The organism is Micromonospora sp. NPDC047738, from assembly GCF_040642675.1.
Classification (GTDB): domain Bacteria; phylum Actinomycetota; class Actinomycetes; order Mycobacteriales; family Micromonosporaceae; genus Micromonospora.
Genome location: NZ_JBEYSO010000008.1, coordinates 197,327 through 208,671, shown reverse-complemented (window position 1 = coordinate 208,671; position 11,345 = coordinate 197,327). Strand labels below are relative to the sequence as shown.

9 protein-coding genes and 1 pseudogene are annotated in these 11,345 nt (G+C 75.5%); 8 read left to right on the top strand and 2 right to left on the bottom strand.

The features are described 5' to 3' along the window. The first annotated feature begins 21 nt into the window (after positions 1–21). The 5 genes and pseudogenes from ABZ783_RS15995 to ABZ783_RS15975 all read left to right on the top strand — a co-directional run. The gene (locus tag ABZ783_RS15995) at positions 22–1,128 is read left to right on the top strand and encodes an alpha/beta hydrolase (RefSeq protein WP_357438314.1); all 1,107 of its coding nucleotides are present in this window, start codon (positions 22–24) and stop codon (positions 1,126–1,128) included. 5 nt (positions 1,129–1,133) lie between these two features. Then, positions 1,134–2,042 carry a DUF3152 domain-containing protein gene (locus ABZ783_RS15990; RefSeq protein WP_357438311.1) on the top strand — a complete coding sequence of 303 codons (909 nt, stop codon included), beginning with the start codon at positions 1,134–1,136 and terminating at the stop codon, positions 2,040–2,042. Positions 2,043–2,128: 86 nt separating this feature from the next. Beyond that, the gene (locus tag ABZ783_RS15985; protein WP_357438308.1) at positions 2,129–3,016 is read left to right on the top strand and encodes a DUF3152 domain-containing protein; all 888 of its coding nucleotides are present in this window, start codon (positions 2,129–2,131) and stop codon (positions 3,014–3,016) included. Between the two features lie 107 nt (positions 3,017–3,123). Then, positions 3,124–4,305: an adenylyltransferase/sulfurtransferase MoeZ gene (gene moeZ / locus ABZ783_RS15980; RefSeq protein ID WP_357438305.1), complete on the top strand. Its 1,182-nt coding sequence runs from the start codon at positions 3,124–3,126 to the stop codon at positions 4,303–4,305. Between the two features lie 79 nt (positions 4,306–4,384). Next, positions 4,385–5,245: pseudogene (locus ABZ783_RS15975) on the top strand (hypothetical protein); the annotation flags it as partial. A gap of 390 nt (positions 5,246–5,635) precedes the next feature. Here ABZ783_RS15975 and ABZ783_RS15970 read toward each other — a convergent pair. Continuing rightward, positions 5,636–6,877, bottom strand: a complete 1,242-nt coding sequence (locus tag ABZ783_RS15970) for a glutamate-5-semialdehyde dehydrogenase (protein ID WP_357438303.1) — start codon at positions 6,875–6,877, stop codon at positions 5,636–5,638. A gap of 44 nt (positions 6,878–6,921) precedes the next feature. Next, positions 6,922–8,079 carry a glutamate 5-kinase gene (proB, locus tag ABZ783_RS15965; RefSeq protein WP_357438300.1) on the bottom strand — a complete coding sequence of 386 codons (1,158 nt, stop codon included), beginning with the start codon at positions 8,077–8,079 and terminating at the stop codon, positions 6,922–6,924. Between the two features lie 13 nt (positions 8,080–8,092). Between proB and ABZ783_RS15960 the strand changes: the two genes are divergently transcribed. The 3 genes from ABZ783_RS15960 to ABZ783_RS15950 are packed head-to-tail and all read left to right on the top strand — an operon-like array spanning position 8,093 to position 11,323. Next, positions 8,093–8,404, top strand: a complete 312-nt coding sequence (locus tag ABZ783_RS15960; protein WP_357438297.1) for an MGMT family protein — start codon at positions 8,093–8,095, stop codon at positions 8,402–8,404. A 32-nt stretch (positions 8,405–8,436) separates the two neighbouring features. Next, positions 8,437–9,816 carry an MFS transporter gene (locus tag ABZ783_RS15955; protein WP_357438295.1) on the top strand — a complete coding sequence of 460 codons (1,380 nt, stop codon included), beginning with the start codon at positions 8,437–8,439 and terminating at the stop codon, positions 9,814–9,816. Between the two features lie 34 nt (positions 9,817–9,850). After that, entirely contained in the window at positions 9,851–11,323 is a 1,473-nt protein-coding gene (locus tag ABZ783_RS15950; RefSeq protein WP_357438293.1) for an aminotransferase class V-fold PLP-dependent enzyme, read from the top strand. Positions 11,324–11,345: the final 22 nt, after the last annotated feature.

Below are 11,345 nucleotides of genomic sequence, written 5' to 3'. Positions count from 1 at the left end.
GGGCGCGGGAACACTGGAGCCATGAAACGCGCCGCCCTCTGGCCGGATCATCTCCTGCCCGCGCACCATGTCCCGCCGCCCTGGCCGGGCCGGGGCGTACGCCTCGACGGCACGGTGACGTACGTCCGGGAGACCCCGGCCACCGGCCCCGGCGCCGAGCCGGCGCTCTACGTGCACGGCCTGGGCGGCTCGTCGCAGAACTGGACGGACCTGGCCGGCCTGCTCGCCGACCGGCTCGACGGGCAGGCGATCGACCTGCCCGGCTTCGGCCGCAGCGAGCCTGGCCGGCGATACACCGTGCCGGCCTTCGCGGACCGGGTGATCCGCTGGATCGAGCACAGCGGCCGGGGCGCGGTGCACCTGTTCGGCAACTCGCTCGGCGGTGCCGTCTCGGTACGGGTGGCGGCGCTGCGGCCGGACCTGGTCCGGACGCTGACCCTGGTCTCCCCGGCGCTGCCGTTCCTGGACTTCCGCCGCTCGTTGCAGGGGCGGATGCTGCCGCTGCTGGCGATCCCCGGAGGGGAACGGGTGGCCGCCTGGCGGCTGACTCAGCTCGCCCCCGAGATGCTGGCCCAGGAGGTGATGGAGGCGTGCATCGCCGACCTGACCCGGATCTGTGACCAGCGCCGGCAGGAGGCGATCGAGGAGATCCGGATCCGCTACGAGGCGGACCACTACGCCGCCGTGTACGTCCGGACGTTCCGGGGCCTGGTCGCCAGCTTCCTGCGGTCGTACCTGCCGGGCACCGGTTCGCTGTGGCGGCTGGCGGCGGCGGTGCGCGCGCCCACCCTGGTGGTCGGGGGACGGCAGGACCGGCTGGTGGACGTCCGGGTGGCGCCGCAGGCCGCCCGGGTGATCCCGGACAGCCGCCTGCTGATGCTCGACGGGGTCGGGCACGTGGCCCAGTTGGAGGTGCCCCGGACCGTGGCGCGGGCCGTCCTGGCACTGCTCGCCGAGGCCCGGGCCGACGCGGCGGCGGCCGGGTCGCGGGCCGGAGCGGTGCCCGCCGAGCCGTGGGTCGGCGGAGGGTCCGCCGAGGCCCGGGGTGGCGCGGTGCCCGCCGACCCCCGGGACGGTCTGCTCGCCGGAACGGAGGACAGCGCCCTCCGCCGGGACATGGCAGGCTGAGCGCGATGTCCTCCGCCCCCCGTCCGCGTCGCGCCGCCGCGCCGGTTGCCGCCCGTCGCCCGACAGTCCGCTGGCGATCCGCGATCGTACTGCTCGCGTTCCTGAGCGCCGCCGGGATCGCCGTGGCCGCCGCGGTGCAACGGCCGTCGGCCTGGGCCGAGGTGCTGGTCGGCGACGAGGGGCTGATCCAGCCGCCGGCACCGTCGAGCACCGGGTCGACGCCGTCCGCCCCGACGACTCCGGCGCCGACGCCGTCCGCACCGGTGAGCCCGTCGTCGACGCCGAGCCCGGTCAGCCCGGAGGCGGTGCTGAGCCTGCCCGGTCCGGTGCCCGCGCACGGGCGGGGCAGCTTCGCGTACGACGACCGGTCGGGCGAGGTGCTGGGCCGGGCAGGGGTGCTGCGGCGCTTCCGGGTGGCGGTGGAGGACGGCTCCGGCGAGGAGGTGCCGGCCTTCGGCGACGCCGTGCAGCGAGCCCTGGCCGGGCCCGGGAGCTGGGTGGACAGCGGCCGGCTCCGGCTGCAGCGGGTGGCCCCCGGCGAGCGGTACGACTTCACCGTCTACCTGGCCACCCGGGACACCGCCGGCCGGCTGTGTCTCGCCGGCGGAATCGACATCCGGGTGGGCGGGCGGCCCTACACGTCCTGCCGGGTGCCCGGCAAGGTGGTCATCAACCTGGACCGCTGGCGTACCTCGGCGCCGCATCTGGTCGCGGCGAAGGTGCCGCTGGACACGTACCGGCTCTACGTGATCAACCACGAGGTCGGCCACCAGTTGGGGCACCATCACGAGGGGTGCCCGGGGGCGGGGAAGGCGGCACCGGTGATGCAGCAGCAGACCCTCTTCCTCAACGGCTGCCGGCCGAACCCGTGGCCCTACCTGAACGGCAAGCGGTACACCGGTCCGGCGCTCTGACGTGCCCCGACGGCATGATGAGAACCATTCGCGTTATCTTGCAGCAAAGGCGGCCGCTCACCCCAATCGCGTGACACGCTGGCGATATGACCTCCCCGTCCCCTTCCGGCCCGAATGCCGAGCCCGGTCAGCCGCCGCCCGACGGTCCGGCCCGGCTCGACTTCGACCGCCCGCCGGCCCATCCGGGGACCACCGCCCCGGTCCCGCCCGGGCCGCGCCGGCTGCGGTGGCGGCGCCGTCGTACCGCCCTGCTCCTGATCGCCGTGCTGGCGGCGGGTGGCAGCGTGGCAGGTCTGCCGGTCCTGGTCCACCGGTCCGCCGACCGGCCCCCGGTGGCCACCTCGAACCAGCGGTCGGCGGACGGCGGGCGCGACGAACCCCGGGTGGCGCCGAGCGGCTACCCGACCGTCGGCCCCGGCAGCTTCGCCGCGGCCGACGGCCGCTCACCGGTCCGGGGGTACGAGGGGCCGCTGCGCCGCTACCGCGTCGAGGTGGAGCAGGACACCGGCCAGGACGCGGACGAGTTCGCCGCCACGGTGGACGCGGTGCTCGGCGACCCCCGGAGCTGGATCGCCTCCCGGGAACTGCGGGTGCAGCGGGTGGCCGAGGCGTCCGCCGCCGACTTCACCATCTACCTGGCCACCCCGGCCACCTCGGAGCGGATGTGCGCCGACGGAGGCCTGAGCACCCAGCGGTACACCTCCTGCCGGTTGCCCGGCCGGGTCGTCATCAACCTGGCGCGCTGGATGGAGGCGGTGCCGGACTACGGTGCGCCGCTCGAGGTCTACCGGACGTACGTGATCAACCATGAGGTCGGGCACGAGTTCGGCGAGCTGCACCAGGCCTGCCCGAGGCCGGGCGAGCCGGCCCCGGTGATGCAGCAGCAGACGTACGGACTGGACGGCTGCCTGCCCAACGCCTGGCCGTACGTCGACGGGGTCCGCTACGAGGGGGCGTTGACCGAAGGGGTCTGAGCTATTCCCGCTCCCGCATGTCGGGCTACGTGTCGCTCATCATGGCCGATCCCTACCGCGGCGAGTGACAATTACCGGGTCCCGCCGCCGATCCCGGGGAGTCCACCGTGTCGCTGCCCCCGCTCGTCGAACCCGCCGCCGAGCTGACCGTAGACGAGATCCGTCGCTACTCGCGCCACCTGATCATCCCGGACGTCGGGGTGGAGGGGCAGAAGCGGCTGAAGAACGCCCGGGTGCTCTGCGTCGGTGCCGGCGGTCTCGGCTCGCCGGCCCTGCTGTACCTCGCCGCCGCCGGCGTCGGCACCCTCGGCATCATCGACTTCGACACCGTCGACGAGTCGAACCTCCAGCGGCAGGTCATCCACGGCGTCTCCGACGTCGGCCGGTCGAAGGCCGAGTCCGCCGCCGCGTCGATCCGCGAGATCAACCCGCTGGTCACCGTGGAGATCCACAACACCGCGCTGGACCGGGACAACGTCAAGGAGATCTTCTCCCAGTACGACCTGATCGTCGACGGCACCGACAACTTCGCCACCCGCTACATGGTCAACGACGCGGCGGTGCTGCTCGGCAAGCCGTACGTCTGGGGTTCGATCTACCGGTTCGACGGCCAGGCGTCGGTGTTCTGGGCCGAGCACGGCCCCTGCTATCGCTGCCTCTACCCGGAGCCGCCGCCGCCCGGCATGGTCCCGTCCTGCGCCGAGGGTGGCGTGCTGGGCGTGCTCTGCGCGTCCATCGGCTCGATCCAGGTCAACGAGGCGATCAAGCTCCTCACCGGCATCGGCGAGCCGCTGGTCGGCCGGCTGATGGTCTACGACGCCCTGGAGATGAGCTACCGCAAGATCAAGGTCCGCAAGGACCCCAACTGCGTGCTCTGCGGCGAGAACCCGACGGTCACCGACCTGCTGGAGGACTACGAGGACTTCTGCGGCGCGGTCTCCGTCGAGGCGCAGGAGGCGGTGGTCGACTCGACCATCACCGCGCTGGAGCTGAAGGAGTGGCAGGACGCCGGCAAGGACGTCTTCCTGGTCGACGTCCGGGAGCCCGCCGAGTACGAGATCGTCCGGATCCCCGGCGCGACCCTCATCCCCAAGGGCGAGATCATCTCCGGTGAGGCGCTCGCCAAGCTCCCGCAGGACCGGCAGATCGTGCTGCACTGCAAGTCCGGCGTCCGCTCCGCCGAGGCGCTCGCCGCGCTGAAGGCCGCCGGCTTCAAGGACGCGGTGCACGTCCAGGGTGGCGTGCTCTCTTGGATCAAGCAGATCGACCCGTCGCTGCCCGCCTACTGAGTCGGACCGAGCGGGCCCTTCCGCGATGCCGGTAGGGCCCGCTCGTACCCGCCGGTGAGCCGGGCCCTCCTCAGCCGAGATACCGAGGCGGGAGCACGTTCCCGCAGGTAGCGTCTCCGTCGTGGTCGATCTGGACGCCGCCATCGGCTTCGTCGTGGCGCATGGGGACGCGGTGGACCGCGCCCGCCTCTCCCGGCTGCGCACCGGTGCCCCGGTGCCGGCCGAACTGCTAGACGCGGCCGAGGCCGGGCAGGCACCCGGCGGTGGTTGGCCCGCCCTGCTCGACGGCGAGGTCGCCTCGGTCGACGCGACCTGCTTCCGGCTGTCCGAGCTGGACGACCTCGGGGGGCTGAGCCGCCCCGCCGCCCGGCACGCCCTGGACTGGCTGGCCGCCCGGCAGCTGCCGGACGGCGGCTGGGACGAGGACCCGTCACTGGCCGGGTTCGCCCCCGAGTGGGCCACCCCGGGTGACCCGGAGGCGCAGCTGTACCTGACCGCCAACGCCGGGTTCTGGCTGACCGTCGCCGGGCTGGACGCCCGCGCCGCCGGCCCGCTCGACCACCGGGTCGGTGGGGCGTACGCCGGGGTGGTGCAGGCGGCGGCGCAGGCGCTCGCCGCGCAGCTCGCCCCCGACGGGAGCTGGCCGTCCTTCCTTTCCACCGGCTGGCTGGCCGCGGCCGTGCTGCACCGCCAGCAGATGTACTACGAGTCGGCGCGGATCCAGGCGGTGCTGGCCGAGCGGATCCCGCAGCTGTCCCCGGCCGACGTGGCCTGGCTGGCCGCCACGCTGCGCCGGGTCGAGGTGGGCGAGGAGCAGTGGCTGATGGTGGCGGCGCGCCAGCGGCTCGCCGAGACCCAGCGCAGTGACGGCGGCTGGGACAGCGACGATGGCCACCAGTTCGACGTGCACACCACGCTGCGCGCGATCCGGGCCTGCCGGCCGAGCGCCCCCGAGGCCCGGTTGTCCGGCAGCCGGTTCGTGCCGCCGCAGCCGGCCGCGCTGCCGAGCCCGCCCGCGGTGCCGGCACCGCGCCCGGCGCCCCCCGCGGACGCCGTGCCGCCGCCGGTCGCGCCGGCCATCGAGCTGCCCTCGGACGTCGTGGCGCCGTCCGCCCCGCTGGCCCGGCCGTTCGTGCCGCCGCCCGGCACGCCGCCGTGGTCCGCCGACCCGTCGCCGGACGCCGGCGCGCCGGTGCCGCCGCCCGTGGTGCTGCCGCCCGTCGTGCCGCTGTCCGGGCCGGAGCCGGCGGGGCCGCCCGCGCCGCCCGCGCCGCCCGCGCCGCCCGAGCCGGCCGCACCGGCTGTCTGAGCAGGGCGGCGCCCAGGCGGGTCAGCGCAGGTGGCCGTCCCCGGTGACCACGTACTTGGTGCTGGTCAGCTCGGGCAGCCCCATCGGGCCCCGGGCATGCAGCTTCTGTGTGGAGATGCCGATCTCGGCGCCGAAACCGAACTCGCCGCCGTCGGTGAACCGGGTGGACGCGTTCACCATCACCGCCGCCGCGTCCACCCGGGCCACGAACTCCCGGGCCGCGGACTGGGAGTCGGTGACGATCGCCTCGGTGTGGCCAGTGCCGTACCGCCGGATGTGCCGGACCGCCGCGTCGAGCGAGTCGACGACGGCGACCGAGATGTCGGCGGAGAGGTACTCGGTGGCGAAGTCCTCCTCGGTGGCCGGGACCACCGCGGCCGAGTGGGCGGCGACTCGGGCGTCGCCGTGCACGGTGACCCCGGCGTCGGCGAAGGCGGCCAGCATCGCCGGCAGGAAGGCGTCCGCGACGTTCGCGTGGACCAGCAGCGACTCGGCGGTGTTGCAGGTGGAGAGGCGCTGGGTCTTGGCGTTGAGGGTGACCGCCACGGCCTTGGCGACGTCGGCGGCGGCGTCCACGTAGACGTGGCAGTTGCCCACCCCGGTCTCGATCACCGGCACGGTCGACTCCTCGACCACGGTCCGGATCAGCGAGGCCCCGCCGCGCGGGATCAGCACGTCGACCAGGCCCCGCGCGCGCATCAGCTCCTTCACCGAGTCCCGCGAGGTGGCGTCGAGGAGCTGCACCGCGTCCGCCGGCAGGCCGGCCGCGGCGATCGCGTCCCGGAGCACGGCGACCAGCGCGGCGTTGGAGTGGGCCGCCGAGGAGGAGCCGCGCAGCAGCGCCGCGTTGCCGGACTTCAGGCAGATCCCGGCCGCGTCCACGGTCACGTTCGGCCGGGCCTCGTAGATGATGCCGACCACCCCGAACGGCACCCGGACCTGTCGCAGCTCCAGCCCGTTCGGCAGGGTCGAGCCGCGGACCACCTCGCCGACCGGGTCGGGCAGCGCGGCCATCTGGCGCAGCGCGTCGGCGATGCCGGCCACCCGGTCCGCGTCGAGCGCCAGCCGGTCCAGCACCGCCGCGGTCAGCCCGGCCTCGCGCCCGGCCGCCAGGTCCGTCGCGTTCGCGGCCAGGAGCTCCGGGGTACGCGCCACCAGCGCGTCGGCCATCGCGTGAAGCGCGGCGTCCTTGACCGTACGCGGGGCGACCGCGAGGGCCTCCGCCGCGTCCCGGGCCCGCCGGGCCTGCTCGACGACGCTCATCCTGCACTCCTCAGGCGTCAGTGGGACGGCCACCCGTCCCGGATTCACAGCAGCACCAGGTCGTCACGGTGGACGACCTCCCGTTCGTACGCCGGGCCCAGGGCCGCGGCGAGTTCCGAGGTCGAGCGGCCCAGCAGCCCGGGCAGCTCCACCGCGTCGTAGTTGACCAGCCCCCGGGCCACCGGCGCGCCCGCGGCGTCCACCAGGTCGACCGGGTCGCCGGCGGTGAACGCACCGTCCACGGCGGTGATCCCGGCCGGCAGGAGGGACTTGCGCCGGCCGACCACCGCCTGCACCGCGCCCGGGTCGAGGTGCAGCCGGCCCCGGGGCGCGGTGGCGTGCGCGAGCCAGAACAGCCGGGCGGCCGGGCGGCGGCTGCTCGGGTGGAAGAACGTGCCGACCGGCTCGCCGGCGAGCGCCGCGGTGGCCAGCGGCGCGGCGGTGAGCACCACCGGGATGCCGAAGCCGGTGGCGATCCGGGCCGCCTCGACCTTGGTCACCATGCCCCCCGTGCCCACGCCGGCCCGGCCGGCGCCGCCGATGTCGACACCGGCCAGGTCGCCCTCGCCGTGCACCTCGGTGATCCGGGTGCTGCCGGGTCGGGTCGGGTCGCCGGTCCACAGCGCGTCCACGTCCGAGAGCAGCACCAGCAGGTCGGCGTCGACCAGGGCGGCGACCAGGGCGGCCAGCCGGTCGTTGTCGCCGAACCGGATCTCCTCGGTGGCCACCGTGTCGTTCTCATTGACAATCGGCACCGCCCGCAGGTCGAGCAGCTTGCGCAGGGTCCGGTACGCGTTGCGGTAGTGCGCCCGCCGGGTCACGTCGTCCACGGTGAGCAGCACCTGGCCGACGGTGCGCCCGTGCCGCGCGAAGCTGGCCGCGTACCGGCCGATGAGCAGGCCCTGCCCGACGCTGGCGGCGGCCTGCTGGGTGGCCAGGTCGCGCGGGCGTCGGGGCAGGCCGAGCGGGGCGAGACCGGCGGCGATCGCGCCGGAGGAGACCAGCACCACCTCGCGGCCGGCGCCGGCCAGTGCGCCGAGGGTGTCGACCAGGGCGTCGACCCGGGTGTCGTCCAGGCCGCCCGCCGCCGTGGTCAGCGAGGACGATCCGATCTTGACGACGATCCGGCGGGCCGAGGTGACTGCTTCGCGCACCCGACCATTCTGCGCGTCCGGGTCCCCCGGGCCCGGACGCGTTCCCATATCGTGGCCGGTCATGACGCCTGAGGAGTACGTCGAGGCGGTGCTCGACCTGGTCGAGCGGATCCCGCCGGGCCGGGTGATGTCGTACGGGGCGGTGGCCGACGCGCTCGCCGAGCGCTCGGGGCGGGCCTCGGCCCGGCTGGTCGGCTCGATCATGGCCCGGCACGGGGGCGGAGTGCCCTGGCACCGGGTGGTGAACTCGGCCGGACGGCTGCCACCCGGGCACGAGGTGGAGGCGCGGGCCCGGCTGCGGGCCGAGGGCTGTCCGCTGCGCCCGTCGGGGGTGGACATGGCGGCTGCCTGGTCGCCGGAGGAGGGGATGTGATCCACGCCATAACGTGAGTAGCATTCGGGCTCATGGACGGGACGGGGTCGCAGCCGGGCGGCCGGCTGCCCCGCCGGGTGCACCTCGGGTACGCGCTGGGCTCGCTGGTCACCGGGGCGTTCGGGACCGTGCCCGGGCTGCTCCTGCTGCCCTACCTCACCGACACGCTGGGCGTCGCGGCCGGGGCGGCCGCCCTGCTGGTGCTCCTGCCCAAGGCGTGGGACGTGCTGGTCAATCCGGTGGCCGGGCGGATCTCCGACCGCACCCGGTCCCGCTGGGGTGCCCGCCGGCCGTACCTGCTCGGCGGCGGGCTGGCGCTGGCCGTGCTCTTCGCCGCGATCTTCGCCGCGCCGTTCGGGGCCGGCCCGGCCGCCGGGGCGTACGTGGCGGTGGCGTTCCTGGCCACCGCGACCGCGTTCGCCTTCTTCCAGGTGCCGTACGTGGCGATGCCGGCCGAGCTGACCGGCGACCCGGCGGAGCGTACCCGGCTGATGAGCTGGCGGATCGCCGTGCTGGCGCTGGCCATCCTGGTCTCCGGCGCGGTGGCCCCGGCCGTGGTGACCGCCGGCGGCGACGGGGTGCCGGGACACCGCTGGATGGGCCTGTTCGTCGCCGCGCTGATCGTGGCCGGCGCGGTCGGCGCGTTCCTCGGCACCCGGTCCGCGCCTGCCGGCACGATGGGGGAGAGCGAACCGAGCCTGCGCGCCCAGCTCGCGGTCGCCGGCCGGAACCGGCCGTTCCGGGCCCTGCTGGTCTGCTTCGTGGTGCAGTCCGCCGGGGTGGCGACCGTGCTGGCCGGGGTGAGCTACTTCGCCGGCCAGGTGCTCCGCGCCCCGGAGACCGGGCCGACCCTGCTCTTCGCCTGCTTCGTCGGGCCGGCGCTGCTGGTCATGCCGCTCTGGAGCCGGGTGGGCGCGCGGGTCGGCAAGCGGGCCGCGCTGGTTGTCGCGTCGCTGCTCTTCGCGGCCGGCGCGCTGGCCCTCGTCGCCGCGCCCGCGCTGCCGGCCACCGGGGTCTACGCCGTGGTCGCGCTGATTGGCGTCGGGTACGCGGGCCAGCAGGTCTTCGCCCTCGCCATGCTGCCGGACTGCATCGCGTACGACACCGCGCGCACCGGGCGGCGGCAGGCCGGCGTGTTCACCGGGCTGTGGACGGCCGGGGAGACGTTCGGTCTGGCCCTCGGCCCCGGTATCTACGGCCTGGTCCTCCAGCTCTCCGGGTACGTGTCGTCGTCGACCGGGGTCGCCGCCGACCAGCCCGCCGGCGCCCGCCTCGGCGTGCTGCTCGGTTTCACCATCCTGCCGGCCCTGCTGGTCGCCGCCCCGGTGCTGCTGCTGCGCGCCTACACGCTGACCCCCGCCCAACTCGCCGCCGGCCCGCCGCAGTCGGCTGCCGCGACCGCGGGCGCATGAGCCGCCAAACCGCTTCCGAGGAAGGGCGCCATCGATGACCGAGGAAGGGACGGGCGCGCTGCCCGTCGAGGGGGTGCCCGCGGAGCGGGTGCTGGCGGAGATCCGGGCCCTGCGCGCGGCCGACCGGCCGACCCACGGCGGGCGGCTGTTCGCGTACGTCTACGACCCCGGGGTGGCCGGGCTGGACGAGCTGGCCCGGGCCGCGTACGCGGAGAGCGTCCACGTCAACGGACTCGACCCGACCGCCTTCCCGTCCCTGCTGGCGATGGAGAACGCCCTGGTCGGGGCGGCCGCCCGGCTGCTCGGCGGCGGGCCGGGCACGAGCGCCCCGGACGTGGTCGGCAGCGTCACCGGCGGCGGTACCGAGTCACTGATCCTGGCCGTCAAGGCGGCCCGGGACGCCCGGCCGGATCTCGCCGAGCCGCGGCTCGTGGTGCCGGCCAGCGGGCACGCCGCGTTCGCCAAGGCGGCCCACTACCTGCGGGTGGCCCTCGACACCGTGCCCGTGAACCCGGTCACGCTGCGTCCGGCGGTGGCCGACGTGGCCGCCGCGATCCGGCCGGAGACCGTGCTGGTCGCCTGCTCCGCCCCCGCGTACGCGCACGGCGTGGTCGACCCGGTCGCGGAGATCGCGGCGGTGGCGGCGGCCGCCGGGGTGCGCTGCCACGTGGACGCCTGCTTCGGCGGCTGGACGCTGCCCTGGCTGCGCCGGCTCGGCGAGCCGGTGCCGGCGTTCGACTTCGCCGTCGACGGGGTCACCTCGATCTCCGTCGACCTGCACAAGTACGCGTACGCCCCGAAGGGGGTGTCGGTGCTGCTGCACCGGGATCCGGGGCTGCGAGCGCCGCAGTACTTCGGGTACGCGGACTGGCCCGGGTACACGATGGTCAACCCGGTGATCGCCTCGACCCGGTCGGGCGGCCCGATCGCCGCCGCCTACGCCACCCTGCGCCATCTGGGCGAGACCGGCTACCTGCGGCTGGCGGCGCTGACCCGAGCGGCGGTGTCCGGGCTGGCCGACGCGGTACGCGCGGTCGACGGGCTCCGGCTGCTGGCCGAGCCGGAGTCCACCGTGGTCTGCTTCACCAGCGACGACCCGGGACTCGACCTGTTCGTGCTGGTCGACGAGTTGACCGCCCGCGGCTGGCACACCCAGCCCCAGCTCGGGTACGCCGGCCTGCCGGCCAGCGTGCACCTCACGGTGACCGCGGTGGTGGCCCCGCGGGTGGCCGAGTTCGGCCCGGCGCTGGCCGACGCGGCGGTGGCCGCGCGGGCGGCCGGTCCGGTCGCGCTGCCGCCGGAGCTGCGCGCGCTCGCGGCGTCGCTGACCCCGGCGGCGCTCACCCCGGAGCTGATCGCCGGACTGGCGGCCGGCCTGGGGCTCGGAGCCGGGCCGGCGCCGGACCGGATGGCGGCGGTGCACACCCTGCTTGACGCCGCCCCGGTGCGGCTGCGCGAGCGGCTGCTCGTGGAGTTCGTCGGGCTGCTGCAACGCCCGACCTGGTGAGCCCGTCCGGGGCCGGGAACCG